Origin of the sequence: Nioella sp. (assembly GCF_965215655.1) — a bacterium.
Lineage (GTDB): Bacteria > Pseudomonadota > Alphaproteobacteria > Rhodobacterales > Rhodobacteraceae > Nioella.
On sequence record NZ_OZ244111.1, the window covers coordinates 2,338,884 to 2,360,420 of the forward strand.

Consider the following 21,537-nt stretch of genomic DNA (forward strand, 5'->3'; position numbering starts at 1 on the left):
GACATGTCACACACTGATCTTGGCCCCGTTGTTTCCTCTGCCCATCTCGCCGATGGCAGCTTCCCGCAGATCTCGGAATTCGAGTATGGTCTGACCCTTGCAAACAACGCCTTCCAACGCTGGATGATGCGGGCGATGGCGGCGTCTGGCCACCCGGACATGTCGGCGCTGGAGGTTCAGGTGATGCATTCCGTCCACCACCGGGGCCGCGCCAAGACGCTGGCCGATCTCTGCCTTGGGCTTGGCATAGAGGACACCCACACGGTGAACTACGCGATCAAGAAGCTCGCCAAGGCGGGGCTGGTGCGCGAGGGCCGGCAGGGCAAGGAAAAGACCGTGACAGCGACCGAGGCGGGGGCTGCGGCCTGCGAACGCTACCGCGACATCCGCGAGGCGCTGCTTCTGCGCGCCGTGCACGAACTTGGCTTCGAGCCCGAGCAGATCAGCCGCCTCAGCACGCTGCTGCGCCTCATGTCCGGGCAATACGATCAGGCTGCCCGCGCCGCGACGACATATTAGGCTCATCCCCCTGCCCTCCGCCGGTATTTCTCCAGCACATCCGGGTTCGGGTCGATCCCCAGGCCCGGGCCGGTCGGCAGCACGACTGCGCCGTTTTCTACCGGGAAGGGGCTGGTAAGCACGTCCTCGACAAGGAAATAGCTCGCCTGGTAGAACTCGCAGCCCAAGGTGATTTCTGGCGTTGCCGCGATCATGTGGGCCCCTGCCAGATGGGCAATGCCCGCCTCGAACATGTCGCCGCCATAGGCCGACAGGCCAGAGGCCGCCGCCATCCGCGCCACGGTCTGGGCCCGGCTTAACCCGCCCGATTTCATGATCTTGATCGAGACGCCATCGGCGATCCCCATCGACAGGCCAAGCGCCATGTCCTCCGGTCCGAAAACGCTCTCATCCGCCAGCAGGGGCACGTCGATCTCGCCCCGGATCCGCGCCATCAACTCCCGCAGATGCGCCTTCACGGGCTGTTCGATGAAGGTGGGCCGGAACGTCGCCACATCCCGCACGCAGGCCAAAGCCACGTCATGATGCAAACCCTGGTTATAGTCCACACGGATGTCGAACTCCGGGTAATCGGCCCGCAACCGCTCCAGCCGCATCATGTCGAAGGCATGATCCTTGAACCCGGTCTTGAGTTTGATGATCCGCACCCCATCGGCGCGCAGCCGGTCCATCAGCGCAAGGTCGCGGTCGAAATCGGGGTCGGCGATGGAACAGGACAGCGGAATGCGCGCCCGATAGGTGCCGCCCAACAGCTCTGACACCGGCAGCCCCGCTGCCTTGCCCAAAAGGTCGAGCAGGGCGGTTTCCAGTGCTGCCTTGGCCTCCGTGCAATGGGCCACGGCATATTGCGCATCGGCCATGATTCGCGCCCGGTCCGACAGCCTGCGCCCCAAGACAAGGGGCCTGAAATAGCGGTCGAGCGCCGCATATGTCGCCTCGGCAGAGCCGGTGAACACCACCCAGGGGCTCGCCTCGCCCCAGCCCTGCAGCCCGCCTTCGGTGGTCAGGCGCAGGATGACAATATCCACCGCATGCTCGACCGAGCCAATGCCATGGTCGCGCCGTGCGTTCACCGGCAGCGCGAGATGCCACAGGTCAACTCCCGTGATCGTCTGGTCCCAGGCCGACATACTGTCCCCATATTTCCCTTGGTCCACCCTGCCGCCCCTATTCCATCATTTCCAATATTCATTTATCTATTCTTCATCAGATAAAATGATGAGGTGAGGCATGTCCCTCCGCTTCCGCCAGCTTCAGGCCTTTCACGCCATAGTTGAGACCGGCACGGTCACCGCCGCCGCCGACCAGCTCGGCATTTCCCAGCCCGGCATTTCAAACCTCCTGTCGCAACTGGAACGCCAGACCCGGTTCAAGCTGTTCGAGCGGGTGCGCGGCCGGCTGGTGCCGACGCCGGAGGCTGAAGTGCTCTATCAGGAGGTCGACACCGTGGTGCGCGGGCTCGACCATGTCAGCCAGGCGGTCGTCGATTTGCAGAACAAGCAGGCCGGGCAGCTCCAGGTTGCCTCGCAGCATTCCATGTCCTTTGGCTTCATGCCCCGGCTGATTGCCCGTTTCGCCAGGGACCGGCCCGACATGTCGATTTCATTCCAGTCGCAATATTCGGTGAAGATCCAGGAATGGGTGCAGTCGGGCCTCTTTGAGATCGGGATCTGCGAATTGCCGCTATTGCATGACGCGCTCAACGTGCATCCGCTTCAGATCGAAACCCTGCTGGCGCTGCCCGAGGATAGCCCGCTCGCCCGCCATGACGTGCTGACGCCGGAACTGCTGGATGGCACGCCCTTCATCGTCATGGGGCCGGAACACATGACCCACAGGCGCACGCGCGAGGCGTTTCACAACGCGGGCATCCCCCTGCGGACGCGCGTTCACTCGCATCTGTTCAAGAACCTGCTCAGCTTCGTGAAAGAAGGGATGGGCGTGGCGATACTTGACCCGTTCGCCCTGCATTTCGACTTCGAAGGCGGGTTCATCACCCGGCCCTTCCGCCCCCGCATCCTGATGGACATGGCGGTGATCACCTCGCGCACCCGGCCCATGTCGGCGCTCGGGCAGGAGTTCCTTGCGCTGCTTCTGGAGGAGCTTAGGCCCTACGATTGCAGCCCCGGCGCAAACGGTTGATCTGGGCGCGGGGGGAAGGGCCTTGCAAGGCCCTTTCAAGCGGCTTGCAAGCCGCTTCCCCCCGCCCGGCTCAGCCCATCCACCGACGCACGGGCGCGGCGGCTTCCTCCAGCGGTTGCACCACCACATCGACCAGCGTCGGTCCGTCATGGGCAATCGCCTCGGCCAGCACCTTGTCCAGTTCGGCAGGGTCGTCCACCCGCCAGGACTTGACCCCGTAGGCCGCCGCCACCGCCGCATGGTCCACGGTTGCGAAGTCGACATTGTAATACCGCGCGCCCTTGTCGGCCATCTGGCTGGCCTTAATCCATCCGAAATTGGCGTTGGAGAAGACAACGAAGGTGATCGGCGCGCGGTGACGCGTCACGGTTTCCAACTCGCCCGCCGTAAAGCCGAAAGACCCATCCCCCATCAGCGCCACGGTCTTGGATGCAGGCCGCCCATACCACGCACCCAGAGATGCCGAAAGCGAATAGCCAAGCGCCCCATGCGCCCGGTTGGTGATGAAGAAACGCCCCGGCAGGTCCTGCTGGTAATAGGCCGACATGTAGGGGCAGCTTGTACCGGGGTCTGACACGATGGTCGCATCAGGCGGCAAGAGTCGGTTCAAAGTCGCAATCACCCGCTCGGGCCGGATCGGGGCCGCGTCGCTTTCGGCCAGGGCCCGGAACCGCGCGAATTTGCGCGCCTTGCGCTCGGCCACCGCCCTGGCACCACCGAACCCCGCCCCCGCGTCGCGTGCATCAAGAACCGCGTTCACCTCGGTCAGCGACAGGCGCAGGTCGCCCACGACGCCCACCTCGGTCGGGTAATTAGCCCCGATCACCATCGGGTCGCTGTCGAAATGCACGATGCGCGTGCCGGGCTTGGGGGCCTCCCATCTTGCCGTGGTGGTGGACCCGGCCCGGATGCCCATGAACACCACCAGATCGGCGGCTTCCATCGCCTCCCAGGTCTCATCCGTGCCGCCGTTCGACCCGACCACGCCGAGGCAGTTCGGGTGGCTGTCGGCAAGGCTGCCCTGCCCCGAAATCGAGGTCGCCACCGGGATGTCCAGCCGCGCGGCCATCCTTGCCAGTTCCTCCCACGCGCCCGAAATCACCACGCCGCCACCGCAGACGATCAAAGGCTGTTTCGCTGACAGGATCGCGTCGACCGCCGCCTCCGAAGCGCCGGGTTCCGGCCCCTGCCGGTAGGCGGGAAAGACATGCGTCGCGGGATCGGCCCAGATATCGGCAGGGTCGACGGGATCGTACTGGATGTCATAGGGCAGACCCAGATGCGCCGCGCCGGGGCGGCCCGTGGTCATCGCCCGGAACGCACCGCGCACCATGCGGGGAATGTGGGCCGCCTGCTTGATGACCGTGTTCCACTTGGTCAGGGGCCGCATCAGCGCCTCCTGATCGACCTCCGTCAGCGGGTATTTCCCATAGGTCCCGACCGAGATATCAGAGGTGATCGCCAAGACCGAATAGCTGCTTTCCGACGCCTCGATCAGCCCCGGCAGGATATAGGTCGCGCCGCCGCCCGACGGCCCCTCGCAGATGCCGGGCCGCCCGGTCACGCGGGCATAGGCATCGGCCATATAGGTGGCGGATCGTTCATCGCGAGTCAGCACATGGGTGATGCCGTGATCCATCCCGCGCATCGCGTCATAAAACGGCAGGCTGGTGTCGCCGCACAGGCCGAACACATGCCGCACCCCCTGAGCCTCCAGCATCTTCACCAGCGCTTCGGCCCCGTTCATCTGGTTGGTCATCGACTCATCTCCGCGGATTCATATTTCATGCTGTATACAGCTCAAAATATCTTGCAAAACTCAACCCAAAATATCACTATGCCGACAGATCGCCGGAAAGAGCCGCTGAAATGACAGACCCCGCCCCTAAACCCGAAAGCCCCAGACCCGAAAGCAATGTCGACCGCATCACCGCGCAGCTCCGGCGCATGGCGGCGGAGTTCGAGATCAAGCCCGATGAACGCATTCGCGAAGGCGATATGGCCAAGCGCCTCTCGGTCAGTCGCACGCCTCTGCGTGAGGCGCTCAACCGACTGGTGTCAGAGGGCTTTCTGACCTTCACCGGCGGGCAAGGGTTCTTCTGCCGCTCGCTGACGCCTGAGCGCATTCTCGACCTCTACGAGGCGCGCGCCGCCGTGGAATGCGAGGCGATGCGGCTGGCCATTTCCCGCGCCCCCGATGCCGATATTCGCGCGCTAAAGGACGAGCTGGACCGCACCGAGCCTCTCTACGAAACCGCCACCGACCGGATCGCGCTGCTGGAGATGGACGAAGCGTTCCACATGGCGCTGACCCGGCTGTCGCGGAACGCCGAGCTGACCAATATGCTCGACAACATCAACGGCCGCATCCGCTACGTGCGCATGATCGGGCTGAACATGGCGCGCAGCGACGCGCGGCGGCTGTCGGCGCACCGCGCCATTCTCGATGCGCTGACCGACCGCGACGAGGCCCGCGCGCTGGCGACGCTTCGTGCCCATATCGAACTGCGCAAGGAAGACGCGACCCGCGCGGTGCGCGAGGCATTTTCTCACATCTACGTTCAGGCAGGCTGACATGACCACACGCGGCGGCAAGACGGTTTACGGGGCAAGCGTCGGCATCCTGATGCTGGAAACGCAGTTTCCCCGCATCCCCGGCGATATCGGCAACGCGCTGACCTGGCCTTTCCCGGTGCATTTCCGGGTGGTGCGCGGGGCAACGCCCGACAATATCGTGCGCGGCGCGCCGCTGGACCGGGTGCAGGATTTCATCGACGCCGCGCAGGATCTTGTCGCTATGGGCTGCGACGGGATCACCACGAATTGCGGGTTCCTGTCGCTGTTGCAGGGCGACATGGCGGCAGCCCTTGGCGTGCCGGTCGCAACCTCGTCGCTGATGCAGGTGCCGCTGGTGGAACGGCTGCTGCCACCGGGCAAGCGGGTCGGCATATTGACAGTCTCGGCCAGCACGCTCAGCCCCGATCACCTGAAAGCGGCGAGCGTGGCGCTGGACACCCCTGTGATGGGCACGGAAGGCGGGCGTGCTTTCACCCGCGATATCCTTGGCGACGCGCCAGAAATCGACTTCGAGGCCTGCCGGCTCGACCTGCTCGACGCCGCGAACGAGCTGACGGGCAAACACCCGGACGTCGGCGGCATCGTGCTGGAATGCACCAACATGGTGCCCTATGCCGCGGATATCCGCGCCGCCACCGGCCTGCCGGTCTGGTCGATCTACAGTTTCGTCAGCTGGTTTCAGGCGGGGCTGATGCCGCGCCGCTTCTGTGGTGGAATCGACGACCCCCGCTGGTAATCCCGAGCGCGAGTCAATCCGTTGACCTGAGCAGGCCGGGCCTATTTGGCGGCCGTGGCCCGGGGCTTTTTCGGCGCTTTGGCAGGCTTGGGCGCGGTCGCCTCGACCGCTGCCCCTTCCTCTTTTTCGAGACGGGCCTTGCGAAGGCGCGATGTCTTGACTTTGCGCTGTTCGGTTTCCTCGTCAATGATCTGCTTCACCACGCGCGTGGTCTTGTCCATCAGCGTTTCCCTGATAGGCGTTGAGCACTTGAACAAGCTGTTCTTGGTGGATCTGGTCATCTTGGTGCCTCCTTTGCAGACATTCCCGGAACGGTCGCCCTGAGCGGCACAGAGGGGCGACCGACGTATTGGGCACCCGGTTTGCGGGTGCCGCTCTGCCGGTCGCGCAACGGCATGCCGCCCCGCCTCAGCAGGCGGCGGCCAGATCGGTGCCGTAGGCTTTGAATCCGGCCGTCCGCGCGGCCGAGATGAACGCCCTGCGGGCTGCACCAGCCGGAACCAGGCAATGCATTGCGGCGTCAATCTGGGCGAGAGCGAAATCCCTGTCCTGATTGGCAACCGGCCATTTCTTGCGCAGCCAGTAGGAGGCTTGCTCGATCGTTGTGACTCTTTGGGTGCCGCCTTCAGGTGACAGGACAAGTCTGATGGGATCTCCCCAGTGGGTTTCTATCATGATATCGTTTCGTTGAAATTCGGGAATGAACCGCCCTGTCAGGGGCGTGTCCTCTGAAAAGAGGAGACGAGAGCAACGCGATGGCTGCTCCCGCCCTTTGGTTTGGTCCGACGCAGCTTATGCCAGCGCAAGATTGGTCGCAGATTCGCGACCATCGCGCCCGCTTTCGACGTCAAAGGTCACAGCCTGACCATCGTCGAGCTGATTGAGCCCCGCGTGTTCCAGAGCGGATACGTGAACGAAGATGTCCTTCGATCCCTGCTCCGGGGCGATGAAGCCAAAACCTTTTTGAGAGTTGAACCATTTCACGGTGCCATTGGCCATCGTGATGTCTCCTGATTTGATTGCCATCCGCACAACGCGATGGCCCGGCCCAGTGTCTTCGTATGAACAACTGGGGCCGTTAGGAAACAGAAGATCGTAGGAATGTGCTTTGCTAGACACAGGTGGGTATCCGTTGGTGCCGTTACAAGGGGCCGATCACGGAATAGGGAAAGAAAACCTGCAGGCTGCCTGCCGCGTAGGCCCGTTTGCCGGAAATCATGAGCGGTGGCGGCCGCGGGTAGGCGACCCGGCCCATCCAACCGGGGTCCGTCTTTCGCGTGGAATTGTCTCGCCTCTGGGCGCAGCGGAACGACGGGGCGGGATATCTGGAACGCGATCATCCACTGACACCCACGATCCTGTGCCGTGCTTTGCGGGCGCGCACCCAATTCGGTGAAGACATGCGGCGAAAGAGGACATCTTTTACAAAACTGTAAATATGATGACACGAGACTGTCACGGCATGCAGACACAAGGGCCCCGAAAACGCACAGGGGGTTCAGGTGCTCGAAGTCCGCAATGTCACGCGCGTGTTTGGCAATCGCAAGGCGGTGGATGCCGTCAGTTTCTCCATCGACCAGCCGCAATTCGTGGGCATCATCGGGCGCTCGGGAGCTGGGAAATCGACCTTCCTGCGCATGATGAATCGTCTTCTACAGGCCTCATCGGGCGAGATCCTTGTCGAGGGCCGCGATATCCTCGCGCTCAAGGGGGCCGAGGCGCGCGCCTGGCAAAGTCAGTGCTCGATGATCTTTCAGCAATTCAACCTGGTTCCGCGACTGGACGTGGCGTCGAACGTGATGCATGGCCAGCTCAATCGCCGCTCGACACTGGCGACGATGTTCAACCTGTGGTCCCGCGAAGACATCCTGAAGGCGCTCGATATCCTCGACCGGCTTGGCATCGCAGAGCAGGCCCCCAAGCGGGCCGAAGCGCTGTCGGGTGGCCAGCAACAGCGCGTCGCCATCGCCCGGGCGCTGATGCAGGACCCCAAGATCATCCTCGCGGATGAACCCATTGCCAGCCTTGACCCGATGAACGCGCAGGTGGTGATGGACACGCTCAAGAAGATCAACACCGAGGATGGCCGGATGGTCATCGCCAACCTGCATACGCTGGACACCGCGCGCCGCTATTGCGACCGGGTGATCGGCCTGCGCGACGGTATTCTGGTTTTCGACGGTCCGCCAAGCGACCTGACCACCGATGCCGCGCGAGAGATCTACGGCGCGGACGAGAGTTTCAATGAAGAAGCGACCTCGACCGCGATTCCCGGCAAGACCGCGACCCGTGTTCGCGAATTGGCCATGGCCGCCCAGTAACCACGTTTATCAAACCCCGGGCCCCGTCCGGGGCCGCTCATCGCAATGGAGAGACCCGATGAAGAAGCTTGCTGCCGCCCTGATCATGTCCACGGCCCTGACCGGCGCGGTCTACGCCGATGGCCACGCCATCACCGAATTCAACATTGGCCTTCTGGGTGGCGAGAACGCCCAGGACCGTCTGGCCAATAACGAGTGCTTCCGCGCCTATGTCGAAGAAGCCCTTGGCGTCCCGACCCGCCTGTTTACCCCCGCGGACTATAACGGCGTGATCCAGGGCCTCGTTGGCGGCACGCTGGACTTCGCATGGCTTGGCGCGTCGTCCTATGCCGCGACCTACCTTGCCGACCCGGAAGCAGTCATTCCGGTTCTGGTCAAGACGAACCTCGATGGCTCGTTCTCGTACCACTCGATCGGTTTTGCCCGCGCCGACAGCGGTATCACCTCGCTGGAAGACCTGCAGGGCCGCATCTTCGGCTTCGGCGATCCGAACTCCACCTCCGGCTTCCTGATCCCGTCGGTGGAAATCCCGCAGATCACCGGTGCCACGATGGACTCGGGCGACTATTTCGGTGAGGTCGTGTTCACCGGCGGCCACGAACAGACCATCATCGCTGTCAACAATGGCAGCGTCGATGGCGGCGTGACCTGGGCCGACGGCCTGGGTGCCTGGGAAGACGGCTACAACTCCGGCGCTCTGCGCCGCGCGGTTGACGCCGGTCTGGTGGACATGAACGATCTGGTTGAAATCTGGCGGTCGCGCCCGATCCCCGAGGGGCCGATCGTGCTGCGCGCCTCGCTGCCGCAGGACGTTCGTGACACCGTGACCGACCTGCTGGCCAACCTGATCGACGTCGACCCCGACTGCGCCTATGGCGTCGCCGCTGGCGAAACCGCAGGGTTCGAGCCGATCACGCATGAAGCCTATGAGACCATCATCGCCGTCCGTCAGGCACAGATGAACTGATCCCTCGCCGGGTCCCGCCACCCATGCGGGGCCCGGCCCCTTTTTTCCCGGCTCTCCCATGACCCTCAGCGACTCCGCCCCCCAAGGCACAGATTCAATCCGCGAGTCCTATCTCGCGATGACCCGCCGCAAGCGGATGTATTCCGGGATCATGCTGCTGATCTTCGTGGTCCTCTTCATTTCGGGCTTCCAGATCGCGCAGGACCGCAATGCGGGCGGGTTCATCGACGGGCTGCCGCAACTGCCGGATTTTCCAGCCTCCGTCCTGTCCGAAGCCATCGAGAAGGCGGCGAACCTGCCCGGCCATATCGTCGATGTGCTGCCTGCCCTGCTCGAGACCGTCAATATCGCCGCGGTGTCCACCCTGACCGGCACGCTGGCCGGTATGATGCTGGCCCTGCTTGCGACGCGCGGGCTGGCCCCGTGGCCGCGCCTGACCGGTGTGTTTCGCCGGCTGTCCGATATCTTGCGCGCTGTGCCCGAGATCGTCGTGGCACTGGTGCTGATCTTTGTCCTGGGGGGCGGTCCCGTCCCTGCCGCCATCGCCATCGCGCTGCACACGGCAGGCGCAATGGGCAAGCTGTTTTCCGAGGTCAACGAGAATGTCGACCAGAAACCGCTCGAAGGCCTCGCCTCGGTCGGCGCGACCTGGGGCCAGCGCATGTGGCTGGGTGTGATCCCGCAGGTCGCGCCCAACTATTTCAGCTATGCGCTGCTGCGTTTCGAGATCAATATCCGCGCCTCGGCAATCCTCGGCTTCGTCGGGGCCGGTGGCATCGGCTATGAACTCAAGAACGCCATGACGTTCGGCCAGGGCAAGCTGGACGAGGCGGCTGGCATCTTCATCGTGCTTTTCGCGACGATCGTCTTTTTCGATCAGATCTCCAGCCTGATCCGCAACCGACTGACCTACGGAGGCTGACATCATGGCCGCAAGCGCAGCAATGCGGGACGAGGTTCTCGCGCATTTCCGTGGCAAGCGCATTCAGGCATTTGTCATTCCGGGCGTGATCCTTGCCTATTTTGTCTACATTTTCTTCGCCTTCGACATTTCCGGTATCGCCGCGCGCGCCCGGCTGGACAACGCTGCAATCCTGCTGAGCGATGCCGTCTCGCACCGGGTCCATGTCACGCGTGACAACCGGCGCGGCGAGATCGAGGCCTCCATCGAAGGCTCGCGCCGCATGGTCTTCAGCGAGGACCAGCGCCCCGACTGGATCACGATCGACGGCGATGCGGCGCGGATCGAGCTGCCTCTGGGCCATTCGGTGACCTATGACGGACCGAACGTGACCTACGATCACCCGGACTATGGGCAGATCCGCATCTGGTCCGACGATGGCATCCAGCTGGAGCTGCCGACCGACAACCTGCCCGATTGGATCAACGCCTCGAACACCCGCGTGTCGATCACGACCGAGGCCGGGCGCCTGTCGATGACCCGTTCAAGGACCGAGACCCTGCGCTATGTTCCGGGGTGGGAGTTGTTCTTCTTCGACCTGTCCAGCCCGTTCTGGGGTCTGAGCGTAGGCGAAGTCGTTTCGACGGTGCTGCAGGGCGAACGGATCGACCCGGCACGCAGCAACCTGTCGCTGATGGTACGCGACTTCTGGTATAATAGTATCTGGCGGCATGGGGACGTGATCTGGGCGCTTGGCGAGACGATCCTCATGGCGTTCCTGGGCACCTTCGGCGCGGCGATCGTGGCATTGCCGCTGGCCTTCCTGGCGGCGGGGAATTTTGCGCCGTCGAGGGCCGTGCGCTTCGTCGTGCGCCGGATTTTCGACTTCGTGCGCGGCGTCGATGCGCTGATCTTCACCATCATCCTGAGCCGCGCTTTCGGCCCCGGCCCGATGACCGGCGCGCTGGCGATCCTGACCACGGACACTGGCAGTTTCGGCAAGATGTTCTCGGAAGCGCTGGAGAACGTCGATGACAAGCAGATCGAGGGTGTGCGTTCAACCGGTGCGAACGCGGTCCAGGGCTACCGGTTCGGGGTTATCCCGCAGGTGATGCCCGTGTTGCTGAGCCAGGTGCTGTATCTCTTCGAATCCAACACCCGCTCGGCCACGATCATCGGGGCCATTGTCGGCGGCGGGATCGGGCTGTTGCTGACACAGGCGATCCAGACCACGGCGGATTGGGAAAAGGTGACCTACTACATCATCTTGATCGTGCTTATGGTCATCGCCATGGATCAGCTCTCGGGCTGGCTGCGGCGCAAACTGATCAAGGGTGACGCGTGATCGAAAAAGACCTCTCCCCGGCGACTCATGTCGTCATCACCGGCGGCAGCCGCGGCATCGGCCGTCACATGGCTGAAATGGCGCTGGACCGCGGCTGGCGCGTTACCGTGACAACCCGCGACGGCAACGCGCCCGAGGGCGCGGCACAGGCGGTGATCGACGTGACCGATCATGCAGCCCTGGCGGATTTTGCCGCCGCTCTCGGCCCGGTGGATATCCTGATCAACAATGCCGGCATCATCGGCCCCGCGCGGCAATCGACACTGGACATGGATTTCGCAGGCTTTGCGCAGACACTGGCGGTCAACACGCTGGCCCCACTCGCAGTTGCACAGGCCCTTCTGCCCAATCTGCGCGCCGCACCGGCAGCGCGCATCCTGTCGGTGTCCAGCCAGATGGCCTGGATGGGCTATGCCAAATCGGACCGCATCGCCTATCGCGCGTCGAAGGCGGCGCTGAACAAGGTGATGCAGGGGCTTGCGACCGATCTGTCCCCCGAGGGCATCGCCGTTGCGCTGGTCGATCCGGGCTGGGTGCGTACCGACATGGGTGGCCCCGAGGCCGATCTGGAACCAGAGACCGTGGCTTCGGGAATCCTGACGCTCGCCGAGCGACTGACCCTTCAGGACACCGGGAAATTCTTTCGCTACGACGGCCAGCAGCGCGAATTCTGACAATGACCAAGCTTACCGCCAACGAACCGCATATCCACCCGGATTGCGAGATTTCCAACAGCAGTTTCGGAGCCTATTGCGAGGTCGGGCGCGGCAGCCGTGTCCTGAACTCGGAATTCGGCGACTACGCCTATTGCGACCGCTATGCGGATATCGCCAATTGCACCATCGGCAAGTTCGCCAATATTGCCGCCTTTACGCGGATCGGCCCCACCGATCACCCGATGGCCAATGCCGCGCAGCATCATTTCCTGTATCGGTCGGCGGACTACTGGGACGACACGGCGAACGATGCGGCCTTTTTCGACCATCGCGCCTCGCGCCGTTGCAGTCTGGGACATGACTGCTGGATCGGCCATGGCGCGATCATCATGCCCGAGGTCACACTGGGAATCGGGGCCATTGCCGCAGCGGGTGCGGTGGTCACCCGCGACGTGCCGCCCTTCATGATCGTCGCAGGGGTTCCGGCGCGGCCGGTCCGGGCACGGTTCGCCGACTCGGTGATCGAGCGGTTGCTGGCACTGGCATGGTGGGACTGGTCCCACGATCGCCTGCGTGCGGCGCTCGATGATTTTCGCGCCCTGCCCGCAGAGGCTTTCCTGGAGATCTACGGCGGGTAGAAAAGCCCCGCGCAAGCCCGTGCCCTTCAGCACCGCGCCGGAGGGTGATCGCGGTTACTGCGCCGCCATTGCAGCACCGCCCATCAACCGGCGCGCTGCCGCACCCTGGGCATGGGCCAGCCGTCCACCGGTGATCGTGGCCTCGATGGCATGTGTGTCGGGATCGACGACGACAATGTCGGCACGCTGACCCGGTTCCAGCCCGCCCCGGTCAAACAACCCCATCGCCCGGGCCGGAGCCCCCGACAGCAGGTCCCAGGCCTGCGCCAGGGGCAGCATGCCCCGATCGGACAATGCGAACGCCGCCTGCGGCAAGGCCGGGTAATAGTAGTCCGAAACAAGCGCCGTGCAGAGCCCGTCTGCGATCAGCCCCTCAGCCGCAATATTGCCCGACTGGCTGCCGCCGCGCACCACGTTGGGGGCTCCCATCAGCACCGGCTCACCCGCCGCGATGGCGTCGCGCGCCGCCTCGACGGTTGTCGGAAACTCGCAGATCGGGGCCCCGATGGAGCGGAACCGCCCGCGCGTCATGGCATCACCATCGTCATGCGACCCCATTGCAACGCCCTGCGCGGCCAATGTCATGGCCAGGGAAGACAAGGCCTGCGGCACCCGGTCATCCATTTGCCCGGCCCTCTCGATAATGGTCAGCAATTCCTGCGGGCTACGCCCCTGCTGTGCAGCCCATTGCGCGAATCGCTGCGGGTGGTCCTGCACCATCTGCTGCGCCTCGGGCAGGTGGTTGTTGAACACCACGTAGTCGACCCCATGGCGCGCAATCGCCCGCAACAGGCGCGCGTGCTCATCTGGAACATGGGTTTCCAGCCGGATCTGCACGCGGATATCCGGCAACAACCCGGGTCGGGCATTGTCCAGCGCGGTAAGCAGGGCCTCGGTCGCGTCGGCACTGCGAAATCCGCCTTCCCAGCTCCAGCTTTGCGCCAACCAGGCGGTGGTGACACCATTCGCCGCCAGCTCTGCCGCGACCGAACGCAAGGCACGGGTTTTGTCAAATGGCGCGGCGGGACGCGGGGAAAGATGTCGTTCAAACCCGTCCCCATGCAAATCGACGATGCCGGGCAGGACGAGGTATCCCGACAGGTCGATCTCGCCCGCGGGACACTCGTCGATGATGCCATCGGCCAGCGTTAGAACATCGTCGCAAAGATCGCCATCGCGCAGAATGCGCGCACCTGTCAGGCGGAGAGGGGGAAGCAGGGGCATGATGGGCTCCGAGAAACTGCCCCTCTATCCCTCGCTCCCATGACAGTTTGGTGACGATCAGTCGGGTGTTACGGTCAAAGTGACTCTTTCCCCGGCAAAATGCCCCTCCGCGTATTCGACGGGCGTTCCTTCGGGAGTGATGTTGAGCGCCTCGGCCCGCATCACCGGATCGCCGGGCCGCAGCGACAGGTGCCCGGCCAGGATCGAGTCCGCGGAGCGGGCGGACAGGCGGGTCCAGGCGCGCAGATAGTCGTCGATCCCGCAGGCCGCCAGGGCATCGGTGATCCCCAGCCCCCTGGCCAGGGCGTCAGACATGCCCGCAAGACGGTCGCCCGGAAAGGAAGACCGGAAATGCCCGATCGTGACGCCATCCGACAGGGTCAATCCTTCGACCCGCAACACGCGGGCCCCGGCGCTGATTTGCAGCGCTTTTGCCTCGGTATCGCTGGCCGGCGCCGTTAGAGTGCCCAGGATGCGCCGGCCGGGCACCCGTCCGGTTGCGGACACCGCCCGATGAAACCGCACTCTTCGGGACAGCGGATATTCGGTCGGACGCGCGGTGACGAAGGCCCCCGCGCCACGGCGGGTATGGATCAGTCCCAACTGGGTCAAACTGGCCAGGGCGCGGCGGACCGTATGCCGGTTCACCCCGAAACGCGCTGCAAGCTCGGCTTCCGTCGGCAGCTTGTCGCCCGGACCAAGACGCTCTTCGATGTCCCGGGTGATCGTTTCGGCGATCTGACGCCAAAGGGCGTTTTCCGTGCGTGTCATAGAAACTTCACGTGAAGGATTGGATATGGCCTGCTAAGATATGTCGAGTTGTATAGTAATGTAGACAAATAAGCAAGATGTCCAATCCACAGACCTTCGACCGCGCACAGTCCATGGGGTTGCTCGCCCGGGCCCCGGCCGACCGGCTTGCGGCGCTATACCCCGATATCGCCGAACATGCCGTGCTGCGCGGCCCCGAGACCGGTGCAGTCATGGTGCGCGGTCGGCAAGGCGGCACCGGCGCACCGTTCAATCTGGGAGAAATGACCGTGACTCGGTGCTCGGTGCGCCTTCCCTGCGGCAAGGACGGGCATGCCTATGTTCAGGGGCGCAACAAGGATCATGCGCGCCGGGCGGCGGTGCTGGATGCCCTGCTGCAAACCGAGGCGATCGACGAAGTGACCGCCCGGGTGCTGGCCCCTCTGGCCGAGGCTGAAAGCGCGCAACGCACAGCGCGCGCGTCGAAGGCGGCGGCCACGAAGGTCGAGTTTTTCACCATGGTTCGCGGAGAGGATTGATGACGCCTGACGCCATGACCGGCGGTTTCGCCGATGCCCCGGTGCAATCCGCCTGCGGATTCCGCGCCATCCTTCACGCGCTGTCGCAGCCCGGCGAAATCGTTGCGGTTTCAGGCGTGCAGCCCCCCGCGCCGCTGTCCGCGGCCGCTGGTACTGCGGCGCTGGTGCTGCTGGATGGCACCACACCGGTCCATCTGGCAGGGCCTCATGCGTGTCAGTCCGTGCGCGACTGGATCACCTTCCACACCGGCGCACCCCTTGTTGAGGCCGAGCATGCGATGTTCGCCTTTGGGGGCTGGGATGCGTTGAGGCCGGTGGCGCGCTTCGCCATCGGCACCCCGGAATATCCCGACCGCGCCGCGACCCTGATCGTCGAGATGGACCGGCTGGACAGCGACGGACCGGTCCTGCGCGGTCCCGGGATTGAAACGACCGCGCGACTGTCCCTGCCCGAGATTCAGGCCTTCAAGGTCAACCGCGCGCTCTTTCCCCTTGGGTTCGACACGCTGCTGGCCTGCGGCGATCGGCTGGCAGGCCTGCCGCGCAGCACGATCGTGGAGGATGTATAATGTATGTCGCCGTCAAGGGTGGCGAACGGGCCATCGACAACGCACATGCCTTCCTGGCCGAGGAACGTCGCGGCGATCCGGCGGTCCCGGACCTGTCCGTTGCACAGATCCGCGAGCAAATGGCGCTGGCCGTGAACCGGGTCATGACCGAGGGCTCGCTCTATGATCCCGATCTTGCGGCGCTGGCGATCAAGCAGGCGCGCGGCGACCTGATCGAGGCGATCTTTCTGATCCGCGCCTATCGCACCACCCTGCCCCGTCTGGGATATTCGACCCCCGTCGACACCGGCAAGATGGCCGCGACGCGGCGGATTTCGGCAACCTACAAGGACTTGCCGGGCGGGCAGATCCTGGGGCCGACCTTTGACTACACCCACCGTCTGATCGATTTCGCGCTGGCGGCCGAAGGGGATGCACCGCCCGCGCCGCAAGCCTCCCCTCTGGGCGACGTGCCGCGCGTCACCGGCTTTCTGGACCGCGAAGGGCTGATCGAGGAGGAACCCGCCTCGGACGCCACGCCGGGCGACCTGACACGCGAACCGATGGAATTGCCCGCCGACCGGGCCTTGCGCCTTCAGGCCCTGACACGAGGGGACGAGGGTTTCATCCTGTCGCTGGCCTATTCCAGCCAGCGTGGTTTTGGGCGCACCCATCCCTTCGTCGGGGAATTGCGCATTGGCGAGGTCGCGGTCGAGATGGACATTCCCGAATTGGGGATCGCCGTAGAGATCGGCGAAATCACCGTCACGGAATGCGAGACCGTGAACCAGTTCACCGGTTCCAAAACCCAGCCGGCGCAGTTCACCCGCGGCTATGGGTTGGTGTTCGGGCAAACCGAACGCAAGGCGATCTCGATGTCGCTGGTGGATCGGGCGCTGCGCTGGAAGGAACTGGGTGAAGACGACACCGGCGCACCGGTTCAGGACCAGGAATTCGTCCTGATGCATGCGGACAATATCCAGGCGACCGGGTTCCTCGAGCATATCAAGCTGCCCCACTACGTCGATTTCCAGTCCGAGCTGGAACTGGTGCGGCGTTTGCGGGCGGGCATGACGGAGGCGGCGGAATGACCGGACCTGTCTTCACGTCCCTGCGGTCCGTCATCGCGAAAGGGCCTGCAAGGGCCGATCAGCAACCCGGAGACGCGGCATGAGCGACTATAATTTCGCCTATCTCGACGAACAGACCAAGCGGATGATCCGCCGCGCGATCCTCAAGGGGGTGGCGGTGCCCGGCTACCAGGTGCCCTTTGCCAGTCGTGAAATGCCGATGCCCTACGGTTGGGGCACGGGGGGCGTGCAGGTCACGGCTGCCTGTCTGACGCCCGATGACAGGCTCAAGGTCATCGACCAGGGGGCCGATGACACCACCAACGCCGTCAGCATCCGCAAGTTCTTCCAGCGCACCGCCGCCGTTGCGGTAACCGAGCATACGGGCGCCGCAACGCTGATCCAGACCCGCCACCGCATCCCCGAACGTCCGCTGATCGCGGGCCAGATCCTGGTCTATCAGGTGCCCATTCCCGAACCGCTGCGCTTTCTGGAACCGCGCGAGACGGAAACCCGGCGGATGCATGCGCTCGAGGATTATGGGCTGATGCATGTCAAACTCTACGAAGACATCGCCCGCAACGGCGCCATCGCCACCAGCTACGCCTATCCGGTCAAGGTCGAGGGTCGCTATGTCATGGATCCCTCGCCGATCCCGAAATTCGACAATCCGAAACTGTCCGGCACCCCCGCTCTACAGCTGTTCGGGGCCGGACGCGAACAACGGATCTACGCGATCCCGCCCTTTACAAAGGTCGTGAGCCTCGACTTCGAGGACTACCCGTTCGAAGCGACGAAGGCCCCGCATCCATGCGATCTGTGCGGAGATGAGGGCAGCTATCTAGACGAGGTGATCACCGACGATCGGGGCGGGCGCATGTTCGTCTGTTCGGATACCGACCATTGCGCCAGCCGCCAGGCCGAGGGCCATGGCGGACGGCTGTCGACACAAGGGGACGCGGCATGATCGAACATCCGCTTTTGCAGGTTTCCGACATCACCAAGACTTATGGCGGGCGGATCGGCTGTGCCGATGTGTCCTTCGACCTCTGGCCCGGCGAGGTGATGGGCATCGTCGGAGAATCCGGCTCGGGCAAGTCGACGCTTCTGAGCTGCATGGCAGGGCATCTGATCCCGGACACCGGCCGCGTCATCTTCGACACCCGTTCTGACGGCCCTCGCGATGTGTTGGCGATGAGCGAACCCGAACGCCGCATGCTGGCGCGCACGGACTGGGCATTCGTGCACCAGAACCCCCGTGACGGCTTGCGGATGGGCGTCAGTGCCGGTGGCAATGTCGGTGAGCGGCTGATGGCGGTCGGGGCGCGACACTATGGGTCGATCCGCGAACAGGCGATCGACTGGCTTGGCAGGGTCGAGATCTCGTCCGACCGGATCGACGACCGGCCGCGTCAGTTTTCCGGGGGCATGCAGCAACGCCTTCAGATCGCCCGGAACCTCGTGACCGGCCCGCGCCTGGTGTTCATGGATGAACCGACAGGGGGTCTCGATGTCAGCGTACAGGCCCGGCTTCTGGACCTGTTGCGCGGGTTGGTGCGGCAGATGGGGTTGAGCGCGGTGATCGTCACCCATGACCTGGCGGTCGTGCGACTGCTGGCCGACCGGCTGATGGTGATGAAGGACGGGCGCGTTGTGGAACAGGGCCTGACCGATCAGGTGCTGGACGACCCGCAACATGCCTATACCCAGTTGCTGGTCAGTTCGGTTCTGCAGGTTTGAGATTGATGCCGATGGCCCGCGGGGCATGAGGTTCGAGAGAAGGATGAAGGATCCAGGATGATTGCGGTCGCGAATGTGTCAAAGAGCTTTACGCTGCACAATCAGGGCAGCGCCGTGTTGCCGGTGATGGCAGGCGCGGCTTTGCGCGTCGCTGCGGGCGAATGCGTGGGGCTGATCGGAGCTTCGGGGTCGGGAAAATCGACGCTCATGCGGATGATCTGGGGCAATTACCGCACCGATGGCGGCTCGATCAGGGTTGGCGAAACCGAAGTCGCGGGGGCAGAACCGCGCGAGATCATCGCGCTCAGGCGCGGAACCCTGGGCTATGTCAGCCAGTTCCTGCGCGTGGTGCCACGGGTGCCGACCATCGAGGTCGTTGCCGAACCGCTCATGCGGCTCGGGGTGGCACCGGATGAGGCGCGCGCGCGGGCCGAGACGGTTCTGACCCGTCTCAACATCCCGGAACGGCTGTGGTCCCTGTCGCCGACGACGTTTTCGGGTGGCGAGCAGCAGCGGGTCAACATCGCGCGCGGGTTCATTCACGACTGGCCGGCGATGCTGCTTGATGAACCGACCGCCAGTCTCGACGCCGGTAACCGGGCCGTCGTGCTGGACCTGATCCGCGAGGCCAAGTTCCGGGGGTCGGCGATCCTTGGAATTTTCCATGACGAGGACGCGCGCAACCAGGTTTGCGACCGGCTTGTCGATGTCACCGGCTTTTCGGAGGGCCTATGACCGGACGTTTGTTTGCCGTGGTCGGCCCGTCGGGCGCAGGCAAGGATACGCTTCTGGCCGGGGTCTGTGCTGCCGACGGGCCCTACTGGGTCCGGCGCGCGATCACCCGCCCCGAAAGCGCAGGGGGCGAGCCCTTCGAGGGCATCACCGATGCGGAATTCGAGCGACGAGAGGCACGGGGCGACTTTGCCCTGACGTGGCGTGCCCACGGCCTGGCCTATGGCATTCCGCTCCGTGAACTGGCGTCTCTGGATACGGGGCGGGATGTTCTGTTCAATGGATCCCGTGCCGCGCTTTCCCAGGCGGCCAGCGTGTTTCCGGATCTTGCGGTGATACATATTTCGGCCCCCGCACAGATCCTGGCCGAGCGGCTGAAGGGGCGTGGCCGCGAAACCCTCGGGCAGATCGAAGCGCGGATGGCGCGGGAAGTCGCGGCCATTCCGGCGGGGCTGCCGGTGATCGAGATTGTCAACGATGCGACGATCGACGACGGGGTCGCACGGTTGCGCGCGGCCCTTCGACCCGATGGGTCATGAGAAAGCCGATGGAACATGCCCGGCCCGAAGTGCTCATAGACCGCGATCCGTTTGAACCGGATGGGAGTCACCCGGATCGTTTTCCGCGTCGCCACGGCCTGCGGACCGGGCCACGGGACGACAGGAAGAGACTGGCGTTCCACCGCGCAATGACGCGCAGTTTGCGTCACGGTTTCGTGACATCCCCACGATATTCGCAGGCCGACAGGCCATTACTCACCCCACAGGACGCAGCATGACCATGACGACGATCCTAGCCAATGCAACGCTCGTGTTGCCCGAGCGCACCCAACACGGTGCGATCCATTTCGAGAACGGGCTGATCAGCAGGATAGACGACAGCGCCGCGATTCCCGCCGGAGCCATTGATTGCGAGGGCGATCTGGTCATCCCCGGCCTGATCGAACTGCACACCGACAATCTGGAACGGCATATCCAGCCGCGTCCCGGAGTCGACTGGCCCCATACCCCCGCCATCATCGCCCATGACGCCGAGCTTGCAAGCGTCGGCATCACGACGGTTTTCGATGCACTCCGCGTCGGGTCACTGGTTTCGCGCGAGCGGGGCGCGCGGGAATATGCGCGCCAGATGGCCGACGAGATCCTTGCGGCGCGAAAAGCCGGCGTTCTGCGCGTGAACCATCTGATCCACTTGCGGGCCGAAGTCTGTTCGGAAACCCTGACGGCCGAGCTGGAGAAATTCGGGCCGGAAGACAGCGTCGGAATCGTGAGCCTGATGGATCACACGCCGGGGCAGCGCCAGTTTGCCGATCTTGCACAGCTGCGGCGATACATGCGCGGTAAATACGGGCTGACCGAGGAAGAATTCCTGGCCCATGTCGACATCCAGACGGCTTTGGGCAACCGGGTTCGCGGCGCTCATGAACAGGCCGCGGTCGCCACCGCACAGCATCTGGGCGCCACATTGGCCAGCCATGATGACACAACGGCGGATCACGTCGCAGAGTCTGCCGCACATGGCGCCACGATTGCCGAATTTCCGACCACGACCGTGGCCGCGCGCACCTGTGCCGAGCACGGGATCGCCGTCATGATGGGGGCGCCGAACCTGATCCGGGGCGGGTCTCATTCCGGCAACGTCGCCGCAAGAGACCTTGCCAATGACAACCTGCTGACAATCCTGTCGTCGGACTATGTTCCCTCGTCGCTGCTGAGCGGTGCCCTGATACTTGGTGAAATCTGGGGCGACCTCGCGCGGGGGATCGCGACGGTTACCCGGACGCCCGCTGAAGCCACGGGACTGGCCGATCGGGGACGATTGGAGCTCGGCGCACGTGCCGACGTGGTTCGGGTTCACCGTTTTGGCACCAGCGGCGCCATTCGTGGCACCTGGGTCGGTGGCCAACGGATTGCATGAGGTCGCAACCGCCTTCCTCTGCCGTGCCTGTGGACCGGATTGACGCGCTTCGGAAGCGGCCACGCGTCTGTTTCTGACGGCCGGCCAGCGGTGTGACATTATCGGCGCGGGAATTGCCGGACGGCCTGCCTCCCGCCGAACACCTCAGGCGGACCATGTATACGATTCAGACTGGCGGCGCGAAGCCCTTGAAGACAGGGGGACCACCCCCTGAA

General features: G+C 64.2%; 25 protein-coding genes. 18 read left to right on the top strand and 7 right to left on the bottom strand.

Annotation, left to right across the window (positions count from 1 at the left end):
* Positions 1–3 precede the first annotated feature (3 nt).
* The gene (locus tag ACOOEX_RS11690) at positions 4–519 is read left to right on the top strand and encodes a winged helix DNA-binding protein (protein ID WP_071691826.1); all 516 of its coding nucleotides are present in this window, start codon (positions 4–6) and stop codon (positions 517–519) included.
* A 2-nt stretch (positions 520–521) separates the two neighbouring features.
* On the opposite strand, the gene ACOOEX_RS11695 is transcribed toward ACOOEX_RS11690, so the two are convergent.
* Entirely contained in the window at positions 522–1,649 is a 1,128-nt protein-coding gene (locus ACOOEX_RS11695; RefSeq protein WP_420394996.1) for an enolase C-terminal domain-like protein, read from the bottom strand.
* Between the two features lie 100 nt (positions 1,650–1,749).
* Here ACOOEX_RS11695 and ACOOEX_RS11700 point away from each other — a divergent pair, with 100 nt between their 5' ends.
* On the top strand, positions 1,750–2,661 hold the full coding sequence (locus ACOOEX_RS11700; RefSeq protein ID WP_420394997.1) for a LysR family transcriptional regulator: 912 nt from the start codon (positions 1,750–1,752) through the stop codon (positions 2,659–2,661).
* Positions 2,662–2,731: 70 nt separating this feature from the next.
* Here ACOOEX_RS11700 and ACOOEX_RS11705 read toward each other — a convergent pair whose 3' ends face one another.
* Positions 2,732–4,420: a thiamine pyrophosphate-binding protein gene (locus ACOOEX_RS11705; protein WP_420394998.1), complete on the bottom strand. Its 1,689-nt coding sequence runs from the start codon at positions 4,418–4,420 to the stop codon at positions 2,732–2,734.
* 110 nt (positions 4,421–4,530) lie between these two features.
* Here ACOOEX_RS11705 and ACOOEX_RS11710 point away from each other — a divergent pair, with 110 nt between their 5' ends.
* Both ACOOEX_RS11710 and ACOOEX_RS11715 read left to right on the top strand, forming a co-directional pair.
* A complete protein-coding gene (locus ACOOEX_RS11710; protein ID WP_420394999.1) occupies positions 4,531–5,235 on the top strand; it encodes a GntR family transcriptional regulator in 705 nt (234 codons plus the stop codon).
* Position 5,236: 1 nt separating this feature from the next.
* On the top strand, positions 5,237–5,974 hold the full coding sequence (locus tag ACOOEX_RS11715) for an aspartate/glutamate racemase family protein (RefSeq protein ID WP_420395000.1): 738 nt from the start codon (positions 5,237–5,239) through the stop codon (positions 5,972–5,974).
* Between the two features lie 41 nt (positions 5,975–6,015).
* Here the strand turns inward: ACOOEX_RS11715 and ACOOEX_RS11720 are convergent, their stop codons facing one another.
* The 3 genes from ACOOEX_RS11720 to ACOOEX_RS11730 form a co-directional block, all read right to left on the bottom strand.
* On the bottom strand, positions 6,016–6,255 hold the full coding sequence (locus ACOOEX_RS11720) for a hypothetical protein (protein WP_420395001.1): 240 nt from the start codon (positions 6,253–6,255) through the stop codon (positions 6,016–6,018).
* A gap of 127 nt (positions 6,256–6,382) precedes the next feature.
* Complete coding sequence (locus ACOOEX_RS11725) at positions 6,383–6,649, bottom strand: DUF982 domain-containing protein (protein WP_420395002.1); 267 nt, start codon at positions 6,647–6,649, stop codon at positions 6,383–6,385.
* Between the two features lie 117 nt (positions 6,650–6,766).
* Positions 6,767–6,973 carry a cold-shock protein gene (locus ACOOEX_RS11730; RefSeq protein WP_420395003.1) on the bottom strand — a complete coding sequence of 69 codons (207 nt, stop codon included), beginning with the start codon at positions 6,971–6,973 and terminating at the stop codon, positions 6,767–6,769.
* A gap of 503 nt (positions 6,974–7,476) precedes the next feature.
* On the opposite strand from ACOOEX_RS11730, the gene phnC reads away from it, so the two are divergent.
* Genes phnC through ACOOEX_RS11760 form a run of 6 tightly spaced genes read left to right on the top strand, consistent with a single transcriptional unit; the run spans position 7,477 to position 12,802 of the window.
* Positions 7,477–8,295 (top strand): phosphonate ABC transporter ATP-binding protein, encoded by an 819-nt coding sequence (gene phnC / locus ACOOEX_RS11735; protein WP_420395004.1) that lies wholly within the window; start codon positions 7,477–7,479, stop codon positions 8,293–8,295.
* Between the two features lie 58 nt (positions 8,296–8,353).
* Positions 8,354–9,262, top strand: a complete 909-nt coding sequence (gene phnD / locus ACOOEX_RS11740) for a phosphonate ABC transporter substrate-binding protein (protein ID WP_420395005.1) — start codon at positions 8,354–8,356, stop codon at positions 9,260–9,262.
* A gap of 58 nt (positions 9,263–9,320) precedes the next feature.
* Positions 9,321–10,184 carry a phosphonate ABC transporter, permease protein PhnE gene (gene phnE, locus ACOOEX_RS11745; RefSeq protein WP_420395006.1) on the top strand — a complete coding sequence of 288 codons (864 nt, stop codon included), beginning with the start codon at positions 9,321–9,323 and terminating at the stop codon, positions 10,182–10,184.
* 4 nt (positions 10,185–10,188) lie between these two features.
* Positions 10,189–11,508 carry a phosphonate ABC transporter, permease protein PhnE gene (phnE, locus tag ACOOEX_RS11750; RefSeq protein WP_420395007.1) on the top strand — a complete coding sequence of 440 codons (1,320 nt, stop codon included), beginning with the start codon at positions 10,189–10,191 and terminating at the stop codon, positions 11,506–11,508.
* The gene (locus ACOOEX_RS11755; protein WP_420395008.1) at positions 11,505–12,182 is read left to right on the top strand and encodes an SDR family NAD(P)-dependent oxidoreductase; all 678 of its coding nucleotides are present in this window, start codon (positions 11,505–11,507) and stop codon (positions 12,180–12,182) included. Before phnE (ACOOEX_RS11750) ends, ACOOEX_RS11755 begins: the two co-directional genes overlap by 4 nt.
* A gap of 2 nt (positions 12,183–12,184) precedes the next feature.
* Positions 12,185–12,802 carry a chloramphenicol acetyltransferase gene (locus tag ACOOEX_RS11760; RefSeq protein WP_420395009.1) on the top strand — a complete coding sequence of 206 codons (618 nt, stop codon included), beginning with the start codon at positions 12,185–12,187 and terminating at the stop codon, positions 12,800–12,802.
* 54 nt (positions 12,803–12,856) lie between these two features.
* Here ACOOEX_RS11760 and ACOOEX_RS11765 read toward each other — a convergent pair whose 3' ends face one another.
* Positions 12,857–14,026 carry an alpha-D-ribose 1-methylphosphonate 5-triphosphate diphosphatase gene (locus ACOOEX_RS11765; protein WP_420395010.1) on the bottom strand — a complete coding sequence of 390 codons (1,170 nt, stop codon included), beginning with the start codon at positions 14,024–14,026 and terminating at the stop codon, positions 12,857–12,859.
* A 57-nt stretch (positions 14,027–14,083) separates the two neighbouring features.
* Positions 14,084–14,797, bottom strand: coding sequence for a phosphonate metabolism transcriptional regulator PhnF (phnF, locus tag ACOOEX_RS11770; protein ID WP_420395011.1), 714 nt, complete (start codon positions 14,795–14,797; stop codon positions 14,084–14,086).
* Between the two features lie 77 nt (positions 14,798–14,874).
* Between phnF and phnG the strand changes: the two genes are divergently transcribed.
* The 8 genes from phnG (at position 14,875) to ACOOEX_RS11810 (ending at position 21,322) form a co-directional block, all read left to right on the top strand.
* The gene (gene phnG, locus ACOOEX_RS11775; protein ID WP_420395012.1) at positions 14,875–15,315 is read left to right on the top strand and encodes a phosphonate C-P lyase system protein PhnG; all 441 of its coding nucleotides are present in this window, start codon (positions 14,875–14,877) and stop codon (positions 15,313–15,315) included.
* On the top strand, positions 15,315–15,884 hold the full coding sequence (gene phnH, locus ACOOEX_RS11780; RefSeq protein ID WP_420395013.1) for a phosphonate C-P lyase system protein PhnH: 570 nt from the start codon (positions 15,315–15,317) through the stop codon (positions 15,882–15,884). Before phnG ends, phnH begins: the two co-directional genes overlap by 1 nt.
* Positions 15,884–16,954, top strand: coding sequence for a carbon-phosphorus lyase complex subunit PhnI (locus ACOOEX_RS11785; protein WP_420395014.1), 1,071 nt, complete (start codon positions 15,884–15,886; stop codon positions 16,952–16,954). The genes phnH and ACOOEX_RS11785 overlap by 1 nt, the downstream gene beginning before the upstream one ends.
* Before the next feature lie 79 nt (positions 16,955–17,033).
* Positions 17,034–17,900: an alpha-D-ribose 1-methylphosphonate 5-phosphate C-P-lyase PhnJ gene (locus ACOOEX_RS11790; RefSeq protein ID WP_306046622.1), complete on the top strand. Its 867-nt coding sequence runs from the start codon at positions 17,034–17,036 to the stop codon at positions 17,898–17,900.
* A complete protein-coding gene (gene phnK / locus ACOOEX_RS11795; protein ID WP_420395015.1) occupies positions 17,897–18,673 on the top strand; it encodes a phosphonate C-P lyase system protein PhnK in 777 nt (258 codons plus the stop codon). Before ACOOEX_RS11790 ends, phnK begins: the two co-directional genes overlap by 4 nt.
* 57 nt (positions 18,674–18,730) lie before the next feature.
* Positions 18,731–19,408 carry a phosphonate C-P lyase system protein PhnL gene (gene phnL, locus ACOOEX_RS11800; protein ID WP_420395016.1) on the top strand — a complete coding sequence of 226 codons (678 nt, stop codon included), beginning with the start codon at positions 18,731–18,733 and terminating at the stop codon, positions 19,406–19,408.
* Positions 19,405–19,944, top strand: coding sequence for a phosphonate metabolism protein/1,5-bisphosphokinase (PRPP-forming) PhnN (phnN, locus tag ACOOEX_RS11805; RefSeq protein ID WP_420395017.1), 540 nt, complete (start codon positions 19,405–19,407; stop codon positions 19,942–19,944). The genes phnL and phnN overlap by 4 nt, the downstream gene beginning before the upstream one ends.
* A gap of 235 nt (positions 19,945–20,179) precedes the next feature.
* Complete coding sequence (locus tag ACOOEX_RS11810; protein ID WP_420395018.1) at positions 20,180–21,322, top strand: alpha-D-ribose 1-methylphosphonate 5-triphosphate diphosphatase; 1,143 nt, start codon at positions 20,180–20,182, stop codon at positions 21,320–21,322.
* Positions 21,323–21,537 lie beyond the last annotated feature (215 nt).

What these genes read in the sequence shown, in the direction of transcription:
- ACOOEX_RS11690 (WP_071691826.1), top strand. Translation starts at nt 4, where the DNA reads ATGTCACACACTGATCTTGGCCCCGTTGTTTCCTCTGCCCATCTCGCC.
- ACOOEX_RS11695 (WP_420394996.1), bottom strand. Translation starts at nt 1,649, where the DNA reads ATGTCGGCCTGGGACCAGACGATCACGGGAGTTGACCTGTGGCATCTC.
- ACOOEX_RS11700 (WP_420394997.1), top strand. Translation starts at nt 1,750, where the DNA reads ATGTCCCTCCGCTTCCGCCAGCTTCAGGCCTTTCACGCCATAGTTGAG.
- ACOOEX_RS11705 (WP_420394998.1), bottom strand. Translation starts at nt 4,420, where the DNA reads ATGACCAACCAGATGAACGGGGCCGAAGCGCTGGTGAAGATGCTGGAG.
- ACOOEX_RS11710 (WP_420394999.1), top strand. Translation starts at nt 4,531, where the DNA reads ATGACAGACCCCGCCCCTAAACCCGAAAGCCCCAGACCCGAAAGCAAT.
- ACOOEX_RS11715 (WP_420395000.1), top strand. Translation starts at nt 5,237, where the DNA reads ATGACCACACGCGGCGGCAAGACGGTTTACGGGGCAAGCGTCGGCATC.
- ACOOEX_RS11720 (WP_420395001.1), bottom strand. Translation starts at nt 6,255, where the DNA reads ATGACCAGATCCACCAAGAACAGCTTGTTCAAGTGCTCAACGCCTATC.
- ACOOEX_RS11725 (WP_420395002.1), bottom strand. Translation starts at nt 6,649, where the DNA reads ATGATAGAAACCCACTGGGGAGATCCCATCAGACTTGTCCTGTCACCT.
- ACOOEX_RS11730 (WP_420395003.1), bottom strand. Translation starts at nt 6,973, where the DNA reads ATGGCCAATGGCACCGTGAAATGGTTCAACTCTCAAAAAGGTTTTGGC.
- phnD (WP_420395005.1), top strand. Translation starts at nt 8,354, where the DNA reads ATGAAGAAGCTTGCTGCCGCCCTGATCATGTCCACGGCCCTGACCGGC.
- phnE (WP_420395006.1), top strand. Translation starts at nt 9,321, where the DNA reads ATGACCCTCAGCGACTCCGCCCCCCAAGGCACAGATTCAATCCGCGAG.
- phnE (WP_420395007.1), top strand. Translation starts at nt 10,189, where the DNA reads ATGGCCGCAAGCGCAGCAATGCGGGACGAGGTTCTCGCGCATTTCCGT.
- ACOOEX_RS11760 (WP_420395009.1), top strand. Translation starts at nt 12,185, where the DNA reads ATGACCAAGCTTACCGCCAACGAACCGCATATCCACCCGGATTGCGAG.
- ACOOEX_RS11765 (WP_420395010.1), bottom strand. Translation starts at nt 14,026, where the DNA reads ATGCCCCTGCTTCCCCCTCTCCGCCTGACAGGTGCGCGCATTCTGCGC.
- phnF (WP_420395011.1), bottom strand. Translation starts at nt 14,797, where the DNA reads ATGACACGCACGGAAAACGCCCTTTGGCGTCAGATCGCCGAAACGATC.
- phnG (WP_420395012.1), top strand. Translation starts at nt 14,875, where the DNA reads ATGTCCAATCCACAGACCTTCGACCGCGCACAGTCCATGGGGTTGCTC.
- phnH (WP_420395013.1), top strand. Translation starts at nt 15,315, where the DNA reads ATGACGCCTGACGCCATGACCGGCGGTTTCGCCGATGCCCCGGTGCAA.
- ACOOEX_RS11785 (WP_420395014.1), top strand. Translation starts at nt 15,884, where the DNA reads ATGTATGTCGCCGTCAAGGGTGGCGAACGGGCCATCGACAACGCACAT.
- ACOOEX_RS11790 (WP_306046622.1), top strand. Translation starts at nt 17,034, where the DNA reads ATGAGCGACTATAATTTCGCCTATCTCGACGAACAGACCAAGCGGATG.
- phnK (WP_420395015.1), top strand. Translation starts at nt 17,897, where the DNA reads ATGATCGAACATCCGCTTTTGCAGGTTTCCGACATCACCAAGACTTAT.
- phnL (WP_420395016.1), top strand. Translation starts at nt 18,731, where the DNA reads ATGATTGCGGTCGCGAATGTGTCAAAGAGCTTTACGCTGCACAATCAG.
- phnN (WP_420395017.1), top strand. Translation starts at nt 19,405, where the DNA reads ATGACCGGACGTTTGTTTGCCGTGGTCGGCCCGTCGGGCGCAGGCAAG.
- ACOOEX_RS11810 (WP_420395018.1), top strand. Translation starts at nt 20,180, where the DNA reads ATGACCATGACGACGATCCTAGCCAATGCAACGCTCGTGTTGCCCGAG.